The 15,743-nt window shown below is 68.9% G+C and carries 16 protein-coding genes; 4 read left to right on the top strand and 12 right to left on the bottom strand.

The genetic code is table 11. The annotated features are described in order from the left end of the window. Window positions 1-57 precede the first annotated feature (57 nt). From EJK15_RS40380 to EJK15_RS40345, 8 genes are all read right to left on the bottom strand, one after another. On the bottom strand, window positions 58-573 hold the full coding sequence (locus EJK15_RS40380; protein ID WP_138715752.1) for an SRPBCC family protein: 516 nt from the start codon (window positions 571-573) through the stop codon (window positions 58-60). Continuing rightward, window positions 570-932 (bottom strand): metalloregulator ArsR/SmtB family transcription factor, encoded by a 363-nt coding sequence (locus tag EJK15_RS40375; RefSeq protein WP_138715751.1) that lies wholly within the window; start codon window positions 930-932, stop codon window positions 570-572. The genes EJK15_RS40380 and EJK15_RS40375 overlap by 4 nt, the downstream gene beginning before the upstream one ends. A gap of 279 nt (window positions 933-1,211) precedes the next feature. Further along, window positions 1,212-1,406, bottom strand: a complete 195-nt coding sequence (locus EJK15_RS40370) for a hypothetical protein (protein ID WP_206061397.1) — start codon at window positions 1,404-1,406, stop codon at window positions 1,212-1,214. A gap of 31 nt (window positions 1,407-1,437) precedes the next feature. Continuing rightward, the gene (locus EJK15_RS40365) at window positions 1,438-3,213 is read right to left on the bottom strand and encodes an NAD+ synthase (protein WP_138715750.1); all 1,776 of its coding nucleotides are present in this window, start codon (window positions 3,211-3,213) and stop codon (window positions 1,438-1,440) included. A 32-nt stretch (window positions 3,214-3,245) separates the two neighbouring features. Next, on the bottom strand, window positions 3,246-4,700 hold the full coding sequence (locus EJK15_RS40360; protein WP_138715749.1) for a BTAD domain-containing putative transcriptional regulator: 1,455 nt from the start codon (window positions 4,698-4,700) through the stop codon (window positions 3,246-3,248). 2 nt (window positions 4,701-4,702) lie between these two features. Beyond that, on the bottom strand, window positions 4,703-4,906 hold the full coding sequence (locus tag EJK15_RS40355) for a nitrilase-related carbon-nitrogen hydrolase (protein ID WP_138715748.1): 204 nt from the start codon (window positions 4,904-4,906) through the stop codon (window positions 4,703-4,705). Between the two features lie 109 nt (window positions 4,907-5,015). After that, complete coding sequence (locus EJK15_RS40350) at window positions 5,016-6,284, bottom strand: RNA-guided endonuclease InsQ/TnpB family protein (protein ID WP_240777528.1); 1,269 nt, start codon at window positions 6,282-6,284, stop codon at window positions 5,016-5,018. Window positions 6,285-6,412: 128 nt separating this feature from the next. Further along, entirely contained in the window at window positions 6,413-7,606 is a 1,194-nt protein-coding gene (locus EJK15_RS40345; RefSeq protein WP_138715747.1) for an MDR family MFS transporter, read from the bottom strand. A 60-nt stretch (window positions 7,607-7,666) separates the two neighbouring features. Here EJK15_RS40345 and EJK15_RS40340 point away from each other — a divergent pair, with 60 nt between their 5' ends. After that, window positions 7,667-8,662 carry an ArsR/SmtB family transcription factor gene (locus tag EJK15_RS40340; RefSeq protein ID WP_138715746.1) on the top strand — a complete coding sequence of 332 codons (996 nt, stop codon included), beginning with the start codon at window positions 7,667-7,669 and terminating at the stop codon, window positions 8,660-8,662. 2 nt (window positions 8,663-8,664) lie between these two features. On the opposite strand, the gene EJK15_RS40335 is transcribed toward EJK15_RS40340, so the two are convergent. Beyond that, window positions 8,665-9,651 carry a terpene synthase family protein gene (locus tag EJK15_RS40335; protein ID WP_240777527.1) on the bottom strand — a complete coding sequence of 329 codons (987 nt, stop codon included), beginning with the start codon at window positions 9,649-9,651 and terminating at the stop codon, window positions 8,665-8,667. A 14-nt stretch (window positions 9,652-9,665) separates the two neighbouring features. Here EJK15_RS40335 and EJK15_RS78475 point away from each other — a divergent pair, with 14 nt between their 5' ends. After that, the gene (locus tag EJK15_RS78475; protein WP_171074815.1) at window positions 9,666-10,052 is read left to right on the top strand and encodes a helix-turn-helix domain-containing protein; all 387 of its coding nucleotides are present in this window, start codon (window positions 9,666-9,668) and stop codon (window positions 10,050-10,052) included. On the opposite strand, the gene EJK15_RS40325 is transcribed toward EJK15_RS78475, so the two are convergent. After that, window positions 9,967-10,557 carry an EF-hand domain-containing protein gene (locus tag EJK15_RS40325; protein ID WP_240777526.1) on the bottom strand — a complete coding sequence of 197 codons (591 nt, stop codon included), beginning with the start codon at window positions 10,555-10,557 and terminating at the stop codon, window positions 9,967-9,969. The two genes, EJK15_RS78475 and EJK15_RS40325, sit on opposite strands and share 86 nt — an antisense overlap. A 130-nt stretch (window positions 10,558-10,687) precedes the next feature. Here EJK15_RS40325 and glnA point away from each other — a divergent pair, with 130 nt between their 5' ends. Then, on the top strand, window positions 10,688-12,049 hold the full coding sequence (gene glnA / locus EJK15_RS40320; RefSeq protein ID WP_138715745.1) for a type I glutamate--ammonia ligase: 1,362 nt from the start codon (window positions 10,688-10,690) through the stop codon (window positions 12,047-12,049). A gap of 79 nt (window positions 12,050-12,128) precedes the next feature. On the opposite strand, the gene EJK15_RS40315 is transcribed toward glnA, so the two are convergent. Next, window positions 12,129-12,839, bottom strand: coding sequence for a tyrosine-type recombinase/integrase (locus EJK15_RS40315; RefSeq protein ID WP_206061396.1), 711 nt, complete (start codon window positions 12,837-12,839; stop codon window positions 12,129-12,131). A gap of 377 nt (window positions 12,840-13,216) precedes the next feature. Between EJK15_RS40315 and EJK15_RS40310 the strand changes: the two genes are divergently transcribed. After that, window positions 13,217-13,684, top strand: coding sequence for an RICIN domain-containing protein (locus tag EJK15_RS40310; protein WP_138715744.1), 468 nt, complete (start codon window positions 13,217-13,219; stop codon window positions 13,682-13,684). Between the two features lie 867 nt (window positions 13,685-14,551). Here EJK15_RS40310 and EJK15_RS40305 read toward each other — a convergent pair. Further along, the gene (locus tag EJK15_RS40305) at window positions 14,552-14,929 is read right to left on the bottom strand and encodes a tyrosine-type recombinase/integrase (protein WP_240777525.1); all 378 of its coding nucleotides are present in this window, start codon (window positions 14,927-14,929) and stop codon (window positions 14,552-14,554) included. Window positions 14,930-15,743 lie beyond the last annotated feature (814 nt).

The following is a 15,743-nucleotide window of genomic DNA, read 5'->3' as shown; positions in this document are numbered from 1 at the left end:
CGTGCGGCGCGGCCGCGGAGACCGAGGCCGGCGGGCCTCTGGGGCGGCCGCGTCCGTCTACTCGCCCGCGTTCGTGTCCGGCGTGGACAGCTGGTCGAAGTAGGGCTTCATCGAGGGGTAGTAGTCGTCGAACTCCGGTCTGGGGGAGCCGTCGCGGGCGGCCACGAGCATGTCGAGGTAGTACTCCCAGCCGGGCCCGACCTCGCCGATGCCCTCCTCGCTCTCCAGGTGCTGCACGAACCGCAGCTCCGTCGTGCCGTCCGTCTCGGACAGCAGCAGCTCGATGTGCCACGAGCCGGCCTCGTCGAGCGCGGACACCTCCAGCCGCCGCGGCGGCTCGCAGGCTTCGATGCGCATCTCGTACCAGGGCGCCTGCTCCTCGTACAGCATCTGCACCTTGATCGTCCGGCCGGGACCGGCCTGGCCCTCCCAGGGGCCGAACCATCGGGCCGTGCGGTCCGGTTCGGTGATGCTGGCCCACACGTCCTCGGCGGATGCGCGGAAGGTCCGGCTGAGAACGAGATCGCTCCCGGCGTCGGTGCGGAACAGCCGGCCGGTGGGGAAACGGTTCATGCCGAATTTTCCTCTCTGCTGTCCGCGGTGCCGCTCGGGCGGCGCTCGCGGCGCGTTCGGTAGACCTCTGTCTCCAGCGCGTCGAAGCGGTGCTCCCATCCGGAGGGCCGGACGAACTGGGCGAGCCATTCGATGAGCTCGGTGAACTGCTCCGGATCGAGCGTGTAGAAGCGCTGCCTGCCGACGAGCTCCGCGCATACCAGCCCGCTCTGCCTGAGCACGCGCAGGTGGCGGCTCACGGCGGGCCTGCTGATCGGGAAGCGCTCGGCGACCTCGCCGGCGGTGAGCCGCCCGTCCCTGAGCAGGACCAGGATCTGCCGCCGCACCGGATCCGCGATCGCCCCTGCCACCTCGTCCACCCGAAAAGCGTAACCTGGTGGTTACGTGTTTGCCAAGGCCTCTCCCGCGCGTCCTGGCGGAGAACAGGTTTTGATCGGCGGTCCCGTACGCCGGGTCCGCGGGCCACACTCGTGACCGCGGGCGCGCTCATCGCGTTCGCGGGGGTGGTGGTCGCGCGGTCGCGCGCCGACGCCTGAGCCGCGGCCGCGTCCAGCAGGATCCGCGCCAGCCTCCCGCGGCTTGCGAGAACATCGGCCAGTGGCCGGTGTCCGTCTCGACCAGCCGCCAGCGCTCGCTGGTCAGCAGCCAGGCCGCGTCGTCGCTGGGCTTGTCGCCGTCGAGCAGGCACTTGATGGAGGTCGCCGCTGCTTCTCGGCGAGGCCGGACAGCGTCAGTGGGTGGATGCCGTGCCCGGCCGCCCGCAGGTCCGGCACCACCTCGTCCCACGCCCACGCTCCGAGCCATGCCCCGGCGACAAGCACGAATTCAGTCATGGCGGCACCGTGGCCGAGCGGTCAGACAATCTCAGGCGGTGGTCTCGCGCCAGCGGTTGGTGATCGGGAGACGGCGGTCGCGCCCGAAGTTCTTCGGCGTGATCTTGGGGCCGGGCGGGTACTGCCGGCGCTTGTACTCCGCCAGGTCCACCAGCCTGATCACGCGGGTCACCAGCTCCGGATCGTGGCCGGCCGCGATGAGCTCCTGCGAGCCCATGTCCTTCTCCACGTAGTCGTCCAGCAGCCGGTCCAGCACCTCGTACGGCGGCAGCGAGTCGGTGTCCCGCTGGTCCGGGCGCAGCTCGGCGCTCGGTTCCTTGATGATCGAGTTCTCCGGGATCGGCCGCTCGGCCTGCAGCAGGAACTGCGGGTCCGAGTGGGCGTTGCGCCACTTGGCCAGCTCCCACACCATCGTCTTCGGCACGTCCTTGATCGGCGCGAAGCCGCCGGCCGAGTCGCCGTAGAGCGTGGAGTAACCGGTGGCCAGCTCGCTCTTGTTCCCGGTGGTCAGCACCAGGTGGCCGTGCTCGTTGGACAGGCCCATCAGGATCATGCCGCGTACCCTGGCCTGGAGGTTCTCGGAGGCCAGGCCGGACAGCTCGATCTCCTTCTCGTACGCGGTGACGATGTCGGCGATCGGCGCGATCTGCGAGACGACGCCCTGCCGCCTCACCAGCTCCTCCGCGTCGGCCAGCGAATGCTCCGACGAGTAGCGCGAGGGCATCAGCACCACGTTGACCCGCGACGGGCCGATGGCGTCGGCGGCGATCGTGGCGGTCAGGGCCGAGTCGATCCCGCCCGACAGGCCCAGGATCACCGACTGGAAGCCGTTCTTGCGCACGTAGTCCCTGATCCCGAGCACCAGCGCCGAATAGACCTCGGCGTGCAGGTCCAGCCGCTCGGCGATGCGCGCGGGCTCGGCGGGATAGGGCGCCACGGGGTCCTGCGACAGCACCAGGCGCTCGACGGTGATGGTGGAGCCGTCGCCCGCGTCGTACGGGAACGTGCCCGGCGCCGCGTCCGAGACCGGCAGCTCGTCCAGGTCCACGACCAGCAGCTCCTCGCGGAACTGGCTCGCCCGCGCCACCAGCTCGCCCGTGCCGTCCACCACGATCGAGTCGCCGTCGAAGACCAGCTCGTCCTGCCCGCCGACCTGGTTCACGTAGACGAGCCCGCACCCGGCCTCGCGCGCCCGGCGCGCGCACAGCTCCAGGCGTACGTCGTCCTTCTCCTTCTCGTACGGCGAGGCGTTCGGCGCGACCAGCAGCCCGGCCCCCGCCTGCCCCACCACGGACACGGGGCCGCCCTCCTGCCAGAGGTCCTCGCAGACCGCGATCGCCACGTCCACCCCGTGCAGCCGGAAGATCGGCAGCCGGTCGCCGCGCACGAAATAGCGGTATTCGTCGAACACCCCGTAGTTCGGCAGGTGGTGCTTGGCCGTCCGCGTGACCACCTCGCCCTTGTAGAGCAGCGCGGCGGCGTCCAACGGCGCGCCCCTCGGCTGGCCCACCCGGGGGGCCAGGCCGGCCCGGTCGACGTAGCCGGCCACCACCGGAAGCTCCCCCAGGCCCTCCCGTTCCAGCCTGCGCGCCACCTCCTCCAGGGTCCGGATGCTGGCGTCCACGAAGGACGTGCGCAGCACCAGGTCCTCCACGGGGTAGCCGGTGAGGAACATCTCGGTGAAGACGACGAGGTGAGCCCCGCGTTCGGCGGCCTCGCGGGTCCACGCGACCAGCCGGTCGGCGTTGGTGGTCAGGTCGCCGACGGTCGGATTCGTCTGTGCCAGGGCAATGCGCAGTTGTGCCACGCGACCAGACTAGTACGCCCCGATTTTTATCGTCAAAGCGACGAAAAGTGGGCCTTCTCGCCAGGTGTGACCAACCCCGACTCGTACGCGGCCATCACCAGCTGCGCCCGGTCGAACAGCCCGAGGTGCTCGAGCAGCGACTTCACCATCCGGGCCACCTCCTCCTCCGCCAGCGAGAGCGTCTGGCCGATCTGCTGGTTCGTCAGTCCCCTGGCGACGAGCTTCAGCACGTCGAGCCGGTCGTCGGACAGCCCGGCCAGCGCCGGGGGAGAGGCCGGGTCGGTACGCCCGGTGAACGCAGAGATCAGCCGCGTGGTGACCGCCGGGTCGATGAGCGCGTCCCCGGCCGCGGCGGCCCTGATCGCGGCCACGAACTGCTCCGGAGCCGCCGTCTTCAGCAGGAACCCGCTCACTCCCGCCCGCAGGGCGGCGTACAGGTTCTCGTCGCTGCCGAACGTGGTCATCATGACCACCTTCGGCGGCCGCTCCTCGGCCAGGATCCGGCGCGCGGCGGCCAGGCCGTCCAGGTGCGGCATCTGGATGTCGAGCAGCACCACGTCCGGCCGCGTCTCGCGGACGCCCGCGATCGCCTCCTCGCCGTTGCTCGCCTCGCCGGCCAGCGTCACCCCCGGCTCGCCGTCGAACATGGCCCGCAGCCCCGCGCGTACGAGGGCCTGGTCGTCGGCCACCAGCACCCGCAGCGCGCCGGGCGTCTCCGCGGCGGGCGCCTCCGTGGGCGGCGGCTCCTCCAGGCGCTGGGCGAGCATGTCGGCCTCCAGCTGCTTGAGCGCGGCCGACAGGTCGAGGCCCAGCTCGTCGCGCCACACCGCGCGCGCCCTGCGCAGCGCGGCCAGCGCGTCGCCCTGGCGGCCCATCCGGTAGAGGGCCACGCCCAGCAGCCGCCACGCCTCCTCGCGCAGCGGGTGCGCCGACGCGTGCGCCTCCAGGTCGGCCACCAGCGCCGTCGCCCTGCCCAGCGCCAGACCGGCGTCGGCCCGCCGCTCGACGGCGATCAGCCGCAGCTCCTCCAGCCGGCCCGCCTCCGTCGCGGCCCAGCTCAGCTCGCTGAACTCGGCGAGCGCGGGTCCCCGCCACAGCCCCAGCGCGGCGTCCATGGCCGCCCACACCTGCGCCGGCGCGCCGTCCGACTTGACCAGGTTCTCGAAGCGCCAGGTGTCCACCTGCCCGGTCTCGGCCCGCAGGGCGTAGCCGGGCGGCGCGGACACCAGCACGCCTGCCTCCTCGCGGGGCGCGCGCCCGGGCTCGAGAGCGCGGCGCAGGCGGGAGACGTAGCCCTGGATGGTGGACAGGGCCTGGGCGGGCGGGTTGCCCGGCCAGAGCTCGTCGATGAGGGTGTTCACGGGCACGGCGCGGCCGCGGGCCACGAGCAGGCGGGCGAGCACCGCTTGCTGCCGCTGTCCGCCGAGATCGAGAGGGGCGCCGTCGGCCCAGGCTTGGAACGGTCCGAGCGCGGTGAAGGTCAGCATTTTCAGGCGCTACAGGCGTCCACGAAGGACCTGTGGAGCACGAGGTCCTTTACGGGGTAGCCGGTGGGGAACATCTCGGTGAAGACGACGAGATGAGCCCGGCGCTCGGCGGCGTTGCGGGTCCACGCGACCAGCCGGTCGGCATTGGTGGTCAGGTCGACGACGGTTGGGTTCGTCTGTGCTTGGGCAATGCGCAGTTGTGCCACGCGATCAGCCTAGTACGCCATAATTCACAATTCACGCATGTCACGCGTAACTTTGAACTCCTCCCCGACCTGAAGTCTGAAGGCCGGAGATTCTCCCATCACGTCGCGGTCAAGCGGCGCGCGGGGGTTGACGCTTCGCCGACCGGGTAGCCCCAAGGTCTCCACGTCCTGACACCACAGTTCCTGCGGCGTTGTTGATGTTGATCGCGGCATTGGAGTCGGCATGACCGGCCCATCCGCAGCCAGGGTTCTTGCACGTGAACACGGTCCTGGCCCGGTTGCCGGGGTCGCGGTGGCCGCACTGGTGGCAGGTCTGCGACGTACCCGGCGCGGGAACCTTGACCACTCGCCCGCCCCGATCGGCGCTCTTGTACTCCAGCAGGGTGACGGTCCGCCCCCATGCCTCGGCGGTGATCGCCCGGTTCAGCCCTGACTTCTGCCCGACGTTGACGCCGGGCTGTTCGACGGTGCCCTTGGCGGAACGGACCATGCTGGTGATCTTCAGGTCTTCCACCACGATCGTGCTGAATGTGCCGGCCAGTTCGGTGGTGGTCTGGTGCTGCCAGTCCAGGGCACGGCGCTTGGCTGTCGCGCGGGCCTTGGCGATCTGAGCATACGTACGGGCCAACCGGCGGGAGATCGGCCGGTCGGGGATGCGAGTGCGGCGCTGGCGGGCGCTCTTCTTCTCCAACCGGCGCAGGTGCTCGCGTTCACCGTCGGTGAGCCAGGGGCCGTGCTCGCGCATGGTCCCATCGGACAGTGCCAAGGCGACGTTGATCCCCCGGTCGATGCCGACGCTTGGGCCGGGATGCACGGCGGGGGTCGGTGCGATGAGGGTCTCGGTGCGGAACACGATGTTCCACCCGTGGGCTTCTTTGACCAGGCGGGCTCCGGTTATCCGCCCTGCGGGACCGCCCTTGGTGACGCCAGGCAGGTCCTTGGTCCACCGGAACCGGACCCGGCCGATCTTGGGCAGGTTGACCACGCCCCACCGCCGGTTGATCCGCTTGATCTGCAAGTCTCGGGCCTGGGGGACGTCGACCGCCATCCGTGACCGGCCCCGGGATTTGAACGTGGGCCGCTCAGCGGGATGGTCGGGGTTGAAGAAGTTCGCCCACGCCTGCCGGTAGGTCTTCAACACGGCCTGGGCCGCCTGGGCCGGGAGTTGTCCCATCCAGTCGATGTCCTGGCGGGCTTGCCGGATGGCCTGATCGCAGTCCTTCAACGTCGCGAACCGGCCTTGGCGGAACGTGAAGTACTCGTGCAGCAGGTTCCACAGCGCGCGGGCCGTATGCGCCTGACCGTCCAGCGTGAGCGCCTGGGCCACGCCCAGGTCGAGGCGCGCCACGTGTGCCCGCGTCCGCTTTATCGACTCCACACCGTGATACTAGCGTTTCGTTGTGTTACCGCGATGGAATCCGGCCGAAGCTCACCCTGTCCAGGCTGGTCAACAGCCTCGAAGGGGGCATCGGCTCGGATGCTGCGAGAGCACATTCGCGCCTCACCTCAACGGCGTCGGATCGCGGGTCCGAGTAGTAGCATGCCCGCCGCGGACGCCACGCCCACCCCACCCATCGTGAACCACAGCGCCCCCGCGCCGAGCTCCAGCAGCGGCCCGCCGACCAGCGGCGCCAGCACCGCGGCCATCGACCACGCGAACCCGAACAGCCCCGAGTACCGCCCCCGCAGGTGCGCCGGCGCCAGCACGGCCACGATCGTGCCGGCGATGCCCGCCGTGACGATCTCGCCCGCCGTCCACACGGCGATCGTGGCGGCCAGCCCGAGCGTGCTCGTGACGAACGCGGTCAGCGCGAAGCCGAGTCCCATGACGGCCATGCCCAGCGCGAACGCACGGGAGGCGTCCCTGCGGCCCAGCCAGCCGGACACGAGCGGCTGCACGATGACGATCAGCACCCCGTTCAGTGCCATGGCGAGCCCGAACTGTCCCGGCGTCAGCTTCACCACCTCGGTCATCGCCACCGGCAGCATGGTGAACGTCTGCGCGTAGACGAGTGCGTGGCCCAGCGTGATCAGCGTGAAGGCGACCATCACCCGGTCGCGCAGCACCACGCCGAAACCGCCGGTGGACTCCCTGGCATCCGGCCTGGTCTCGGGGACCGCCCGCCAGACCAGCACGGCGAAGAGCACGCTCGACACCGCGTCGATCCAGAACAGCCAGATGAACCCGATCCCGGCCAGCCATCCGCCGGCCGTCATGCCGACCGAGTAGCCGAGGTTGATCGCCCAGAACAGCAGCCCGTACGCCCGGGGCCGCTCCGCGGGCGAAACCAGGTCGGCGACCAGGGCGTTCGACGCGGGCCTGTAGACGTCGATCACCAGGCCCAGCACGAACATCGAGGCCAGGATCGCCGGCAGCGACGTGCTGTAACCGAGCGCCAGCATGGTCACGGCCGTGGCCAGCATGCCGCCCGACAGCGTGGCCCGCCGCCCGATCCGGTCCGTGAGCACGCCCGCGAGCAGCTGCGACAGCAGCGAGCCCGCGCCGAAGACGCCCATCACCAGGCCCGCGGCGGTCAGCGACAGGCCGCGGCTCTGGGTCAGGTAGACGCCGGTGAAGGGCATGACCATGGTGCCCAGGCGGTTCACGAGTGTGCCGCCCCACAGGGCCCAGAACGGGCGGGGCAGCCCGCCGAGCTTGGACCGGAGGAAAGAGGGTTTGTCGATCGTTGCGCTAGACACGCGATCAAGAGTGATATTTCGGGGTTTGGTGCCGCGAACGATTTAGCTCACACTAAAGGGATGTCCATCACCTGGGTGTTGAGGCCGGAGGACGTGGCGCGCATCCGGTTCGCGTTCTCGCCGATGTGGGAGCTCGTGGCCAGCCTGCGCACCCTCCAGCAGCCCGCCAGGCAGTCGATCCACCTGCCCTGGCTCAAGGCCGTCCGGCCCCGGCTGGCCGGGCTCGATCTGACCGAGCTGCTCGCGCTCGTGCCGCCGGCCGGATACCTGGCCGACTTCGTCACCCCGCCGCCCGACACGCCGATGCCGGACTTCGCCGCCGAGCTCGACCGGGTCAGGCGCACCTCTCCCGAACTGGCCCACGCGGAGGCCGGCGAGCTCGCCGGCCTGGCCCACGCGGAGGCCGGCGAGCTCGCCGGGCGGGACCCGGCCGTGCTCGAGCGGTTCATGGCCGACCCGGAGGCGGGCGTGGCCAGGGTCGCGGACGCTCTGGAGGCGTACTGGGAGAAGTGCTTCGCCGAGTTCTGGCCCCGCGTGTACGCCCTGCTCGAACGCGACGTCCTGGGCAGGTCGCGGCAGCTCGCCCAGGGCGGGGCGCGCGAGCTGTTCGCCGGGCTCGACCCCGCCGTGGAATGGACGGGGGAGCGGCTGATGATCGACCGGCCCTGGTGCCACCAGGGCGGGCTGCACGGCGACGGGCTCGTGCTCGTGCCGAGCGCGTTCTACTGGCCGTCCGTGGCCGTCATGTCCGCGCCGTACCAGTCGATGCTCGTGTATCCGGTGCTCGGCGTCGGCACGCTGTGGGAGCAAGGTCCGCCGCCCGCGCCCGGCGCGCTGGCGGCACTGATCGGCCGGAGCCGGGCGCGGATCCTGCTCGCGCTGGCCGAGCCCAGCACCACCACCGCACTGGCCACCCGCATGTCGCTCACGCCGGGCGCGGTCAGCCAGCACCTCGGCGTGCTCAGCGGCGGCGGGCTCACGGTGGGGATGCGGCTCGGCAAGCAGGTCGTCTACCGCCGCACCCCCGCCGGCGACACGCTCGCCGGACAGCCATGACACTAGGCATAGCGGGTCGATTCCAGCAGCCAGTCCAGGTGCGCGCGCGGCGCCGCCAGATACGCGCAGGCCACCTTGCTGACGTCCCTGGCCGCCTTGGGCGCCAGGTCGTCGAGCGGCAGCCGCCTGGCGGCCCTGCGCATGTCCTCGCAGCGCCGGGCGATCCTGTCCAGCACCCAGGCCGTCGCCTCCCGCTCGCCCAGCCCGAGCTGGTGCATCGCCAGCACCACGAAGTTGTGCACGTCCCCGCGCTCCTTCGGCCGTGAGGCCACGTCGTTGCACCAGGCCGTGACGTCGCTGCAGGCGTTGACCAGCTGCTGCCAGGGCTCGGACTCGTGCACCCAGGCCGGCACCTCCACCCGCAGGCACGGCTCGACCAGGTCGTACAGGTACGGCCCCACCGTGCCCCTGCGCAGCGCCGGGTACTCCTCCAGCGTCGGCATCCGGCCCGCCGCCCGGTTGTCGGCCTCGGTACGGCAAGCGTCGTGCTGGCGCTGCAGGCCCACCGCGAACCTGGCCCGCCACCGGTCGCTCATCCGCACGCTCGTCACCCGCCACAGGTCCGCGAACGCCGCCTCCAGCGGGTGGCGTACCGAGCCCTTGAGCATGCCGTGGAAGACCTCCAGCCGGCACGCCCCCTCGTCCAGCTCGTCGTCCAGGTGGAACAGCCATGTCAGCCACTGCGCGAACAGGGCCGCCGCGGCCGCGTCGAACTCGGCGAACGCCCGGCCCGCCATCCGGTGGAAGCCGACCCCGGGGTCGGCCCGCAGCCCGGTCCTCCTGGCCCAGTCGATGACCGCGGCCTCGATCGCGTACACGGCCGGGTGCATCCGGCACGGCTCGGCCATGCCGGGCACCCGCTCGGTCAGCGGCAGCAGCGCGAGGGCGGCCGAGCCGCCCCTGCGCGGCAGCGGCATCATCGACGACAGGACAGAACGCAGCGCGGTGCGCACCGTGGCCAGCACGGTGGTGCTCATGGTGGTGCTCACCGATCACCTATGGCGTGGATGCCCCGACCTTCAGGGCGGAGAGAAAACGCGGAACGGTGGGCCACTTGAGTCTCCCTGTTTTGTCGGTGGCGGTCGGTAATCTGCTGGTCGTGTCCCGTTACCGGCTGCAGCCCACGCTCGCTCAGGAAGCGGCGCCGGCCGAGGATTGCGGGCACGCCCGGTCTGTGTGGAATCTGGCGGTCGAGCAGCATGAGCATGGGCGGCCGGGCCGTAAGAGCGCGCCCGGGTTCGCCGAGCAGTGCCGCCAGTTGACCGAGGCGCGGGCGGAGTTCGCCTGGTTGCGCGCGGGGTCGATCATCGTCCAGCAACAAGCGGCCCGAAGAGCCAGTTGCCCGCGGCGTTCGGGTCGTCGCCGCGGTAGTAGTCGGAGGCGGCCGTGACCAGCTCGGCCACCGTCAGCGTGCCCCTCCCCGCCCGGTCGAGCCGGTCGAACGCCTCGTCCACGTCGTCGTAGGCGACGCCGAACGCGCTCAGCATCGTGCGGAACTCGCCGGGGAAGATCTCGCCGTCCCGGTCGCCGTCGCACAGCTCCGCCACCGCGACCGTGGCGGGCCGGAAGACCGGGTCGTACCGGTCGCCGGTGACGAACGCCGCCGTCATCGCGGTGCGGAAGTCCGGCCGCGCGATACCGGAGTCGCCGTCGCGTTGGAGCGCCTGCGCCAGGGCGGACCAGACGCCGTCGAAGCTGTCGACGAGGCTGGCCCCGGTGACCGAGGTTGGGGACTCCCCGAAGCCCACCAGGATGCGGGCGCCCAGCCCCAGCAAGTCCTCACGCTCGACGACGCCGTTGCCGCTCGCGTCGATGTGGTCGAACGCCCGATCGAGCTTGTGATTGAGCAGGTCGATGGCCACCAATGCCTCCCCCGAGACTGACTGCGTGATCACAGTAGGACGGGGCGGGGGCTTTGTCAGCGAGGCTCGCACCGGCTTGTTCACCGGCACCCCCCGTAACGTGTGCGAAACACGGACACGGCATCCTGGTAGGAGAACCGTACTGTCTTTTTGAGGGGATGCCTTGGACCGCCAGCAGGAGTTCGTGCTCCGCACGCTCGAGGAACGCGACATCCGGTTCATCCGGCTGTGGTTCACTGACGTGCTCGGCTTCCTCAAATCCGTCGCCATCGCGCCCGCCGAGCTCGAGGGCGCCTTCGCCGAGGGCATCGGCTTCGACGGCTCGGCCATCGAGGGCTTCGCCCGCGTCTACGAGTCCGACATGCTCGCCAAGCCGGACCCGTCGTCGTTCCAGATCCTGCCCTGGCGCAGCGAGACGCCGGGCGCGGCGCGCATCTTCTGCGACATCCTCATGCCGGACGGCTCGCCCTCGCACGCCGACCCGCGCTGGGTGCTCAAGCGCACGCTCGCCAAGTGCGCCGACATGGGCTTCACGTTCTACACCCACCCGGAGATCGAGTTCTTCCTGCTGAAGAACCGCCCCGAGGCCGGCGAGCGGCCCCAGCCGATCGACTCCGGCGGCTACTTCGACCACACGCCGCACAGCGCCGGCCACGACTTCCGCCGCCAGGCGATCATGATGCTGGAGTCGATGGGCATCTCCGTCGAGTTCAGCCACCACGAGGGCGCGCCCGGCCAGCAGGAGATCGACCTGCGCTACGCCGACGCGCTCACCACGGCCGACAACATCATGACCTTCCGCCTGGTCATGAAGGAGGTCGCGCTGGAGCAGGGCATCTGGGCGTCGTTCATGCCCAAGCCGTTCACCGAGCACCCGGGCTCCGGCATGCACACGCACATGTCGCTGTTCGAGGGCGACAGGAACGCCTTCTACGAGGCCGGCTCCGAATACCGGCTGTCCAAGATCGGCCGGTCGTTCATCGCGGGGCTGCTCAAGCACGCCGCCGAGATCACCGCCGTCACCAACCAGTGGGTGAATTCGTACAAGCGGCTGTGGGGCGGCGCCGAGGCGATCGCGGGGATGGGCGGCGAGGCGCCCTCCTACGTGTGCTGGGGCCACAACAACCGCTCGGCCCTGGTCCGGGTGCCGATGTACAAGCCGCACAAGGGCGGCTCGACGCGCATCGAGTTCCGCTCGCTCGACTCGGCCTGCAACCCCTACCTGGCGTTCGCGCTGATCCTCGCGGCCGGGCTGAAGGGCATCGAGGAGAGCTACGAGCTGCCTCCGGCGGCCGAGGACAACGTGTGGACGCTGACCAGCGCCGAGCGCCGGGCCCTCGGCATCCAGCCGCTGCCCGGGTCGCTCAACGACGCGATCGAGGTCATGGAGCGCAGCGAGCTGGTCGCCGAGACGCTGGGTGAGCACGTCTTCGACTTCTTCCTGCGCAACAAGCGGTCGGAGTGGCGCGAATACCGCCGCCACGTCACCGAGTTCGAGCTCGGCCGGTATCTTCCTGTCCTGTAATCCCAGGTCAGATGCCGTTTCTCGGAGAACGGTAAGCGTGGGGCCATCGAGTGTAACTCGATGGCCCCACGCTCTTTGATCACTCCTGGGCCGTCTGTGGGCCGTCCGACTGCTCATCGATGGCTTCGTAGACCCTGTCTATAGCCCTCCGTGTGCGCCCTTCGCTGCTCGGCATGAGGTGCGTATAGACCCTGAGCGTGAAACCTGGATCGCTGTGTCCGAGGTACTGGCTCAGGGCCTTGATGTTCTCCCCATCGTCCAGCAGCACCGAGGCGTAGAAGTGCCTGAGCGCGTGCATGCCGTGCTCACGAGCGGCCTGGTGCCGCTTCCCGGCGTCCGGAGGCGGGATGACGCCGGCGGCTACAAGAGCGGGCTTCCAGGCGAACACGTTGAAGTCGCTCCGCCGTACCGGGCCGCCACCGTCGCGGGTGAAGGTGAGCAGCTTCGTCAGCGGCGGGCCGTCCGGCGTGCGCCACGGAAGCGTGACTTCAGCAGGTGGGAAGGTCTTCACGTGCTCCTGGAGCGCCTCGGCGATTCGGTCGGGAAGCGGCACGTCCCGTTCCTTCTCCCGTTTCGGTGGAGCGAACACAAGACGGCCGCCGACGTCCTTCACCTGATAGGCCACATGCAGCCATCCGCCGTCGAAGTCCACCTCATCCAGAGGAAGGCCGAATATCTCGCCTTGTCGGAGGCCGCATCCTCCGCCGACATCGGTCATGGCCTGGTATCGCACTGGTAGTGCAGCGCGAACCGTGAACACGCGCTCTGTGGTTGAGGTCGCCAGGATCAAAGCTTGCGTCAGACGGCCGTCCTCCTACGTAAGCCAGGACAAGAGCTCCCGAGCCTGCCCGTCTGCCGTCGTCCCACCCGAAGAGATAGCGGGCCAGCCGCGGGGCCGCCCGGCCGCGCGCCCGGTGTCCAGGGCCGTGATGGGTCCGCTGGTCCCTGACCTGTGCGCTTTCACACCGTACAGCCCTCGGACGACGCGTGCGTGTAGCGGTTGAGCGTGGTCAAGATCGACGAAGCGGTGTCCGACTTGGCTTGTCCGGATCATTGACATACCCGCGATATACCGCCCCTCGCTAGTGTCAGCCGGGTCGACAGCCCGCAGGTGGCAGACGTCTCTTGCTGTCCAAACCGGCAGCCGCGATATCCCCAAGGAGAACGATGGATTACCGTGCCATTATCCGAACCGCAGCTGTGGCGGCAGCTATGATCACCATGACTGTCACTACACCGGCCGCCGCCGACCAGCAATCTGGATCGTCGCAGTTGTCCGCTCAGGTCACGTTCCCGGAAATCAAGCACGTGCAGAGCGGTAAGTGCCTCGCCGCGTCCACCTCCATCGGCGTCGTACTCAGAGACTGCAACGGAAGCACCTACCAGCAGTGGTACAAGGACTCGACGAATAACGGCATAAGCATCGTTCACCAACAGAGCCGCAAGTGCCTCGACGGGAGCGTCGAAAAGGGCATCAGACTTGTCGACTGCAGGGGCAACTTGTACCAGCGGTGGTACATCTACGACACGGGCTCTGTTCCGAATCTGCAGAACGGTAAGTGCCTCGCCGCGAGCGTCTCCCTCGGCGTCAAACTCAGAGACTGCAACGGCACCAACTACCAGCACTGGTCCTGAGCCTTTGAGGCAGGGGTGCGCAGCTCGCCCCTGCCCCTCCCCTGCGCTTGAATGGTGTTAAGGTTGGCGGCTGTGGGGGGTCTGATCGAAGCGACTTGTTGACCTTGTAGACGTTCGTCCCATGTGGAGAACTGCCATCACCACAGACGTCCTGGCCTCCCCGTATGCCGTCGTCCCACCGATGAGGTAGCGGGCCAGCCGCGGGGCTGCCCGGCCACGCGCTCGGAACACGGCCGTGATGGAGCGAAGGCGGCCCCGCGGCTGGTCTGCTAGGGCTTGCCCTGGGACGTCGGCATGCGGGCAGGCCCCTTTCCACACCCACCCCGTACGGCGAGCAAGATCACGCCGCCCCTGCCCGGAGCCGGAGTACCCCCGCCGGAGGCATGCCGTAAGGCCAACCCCGTGATCACGCACGCGTGCGCTGACGAGCTCCGCCCAGTGACCCGAGTGGTGCGCCTTCTCAACTTCACGGCCCTGACTCGTCCGCGCCAGCCGACCGGCGTCATGCGGGCCGGTCACAGAGCCCCAAGCGACGTGCCGGCCCGCGCCGAGTCGGCGGCGCGTGCGACCCTGTCAGGGCCGCTTTAAAATGAGTAGAGGAAGTTCTCACACGTGGGTGGACCAAGTCAGGTGGACCAAGTCCGGCGGCTGCCTGACTAAGTGCATGACGACAGGGGAGTACAACAGCGGACTTCCAGGGACGCTGGTGGACGAGTCGCCTGGTGCAAGAACTGGGGTATCGCGTCGCCGTGGCGGTCTTGAGTTCGTTTCACACCGAAGAGGTCACTGGTTCGATCCCAGTATCGCCCACACAGGTCGAGGGCCACATCCCAACACGGGAAGTGGTCCTTTTGATCTTCCAAGTGACTAACTGAGTGACTGTCCTGCTCCACGGTCGTTACCTGGGAAGATCTGATCCATGACGGTCGCGCCATCCTGGATGACGGGTTTGATCTGATGGCGGTAGACCTTCTCAGTGACCGCTGACCCTCCGGCACGTCCGATCAGCCGGGAGATGTTCTCGATGGGGACGCCGTCTGCTGACAACAATGAGACGAAGCTGTGCCGCATCTCCCGCGGTGTCCAGTCTGCGGCGATCAACCCGGCACGCGTGATCACTCGCCGGAACTCGCGCCGGACGTTGCCTGCGCTCATCTTGGTGCCGTTTCGTGTGCCGAACACCAGACAGGTTGGATCGTTCTGGTTCGGCGCGGTCCCTCGTGCGCTCAGGTGCTCCCAGAACACGGTCAGGGCGTGAACGCAACGATGCGGAAGTTGGAGCCCCTCAGCGTGAGGTGTGGCCGGTGATTTCGGTGCCTTTGCTTCCGTCAGCCCGTCGCTCCAGGACAAGCCGAGCGATCACTAAATGTCCGGTAGCTGTCCTGTTGCCGCCCTGGATATACCTCTCCGGACGACCGAGAATTAAGCGTATGGCCAGCAAACCTGCTGGCGACCTTTGCTGAGGAGGCACCGATGTACGCATCAGCAGCTCGAGTCTCCCTCGTGGTAGCAGCGACGACGGTTGCTGCCGCCCTGTCCACTGCAGCGCCCGCACTGGCCGCCGAACAAACGGCGACCCGCCATACCCAGGTCGTGCAGGTCGCCGCCGCTTGGACGTACTGGGGTCATTTCACCCGCCTTGACTACTGCATCGCGACTGGACAGGCGGGAGTGAAGAACGGCCGCTGGCGGGACTGGGAGTGCAGGTACCCCCCTAGTGGTTACGACCTTTACGTTATGTACTGATGTAGCGGACGCCGGGCAAACCCGTCTACGACTTCCAGACAGGTGACCAACTGAGTGACACCCGGCGCGCAATCATGTGCCCGCTCATGCACATACGCGCACATCACCAGCTGGTTTGATCAGGCTAAACGCCAAGTCGTGCCTTTGTCCTCATTGCTTCACACCGAAGAGGCGGTCACACCCGGCCTAGTACGGCAGTCACCATTCGCAGTGTGACCAGCACGGATGCGCGATAGGCCGTTGCGATCTTGTGATGGGAAGCGGGCACAAAGAGAGCAGCCGCTCGTGATCATGCCTGTGTGACGAGTACAAG

The sequence above is a fragment of the Nonomuraea basaltis genome, from assembly GCF_005893125.1.
GTDB lineage: Bacteria > Actinomycetota > Actinomycetes > Streptosporangiales > Streptosporangiaceae > Nonomuraea > Nonomuraea basaltis.
This window is presented reverse-complemented; position numbering and strand designations above follow the sequence as displayed.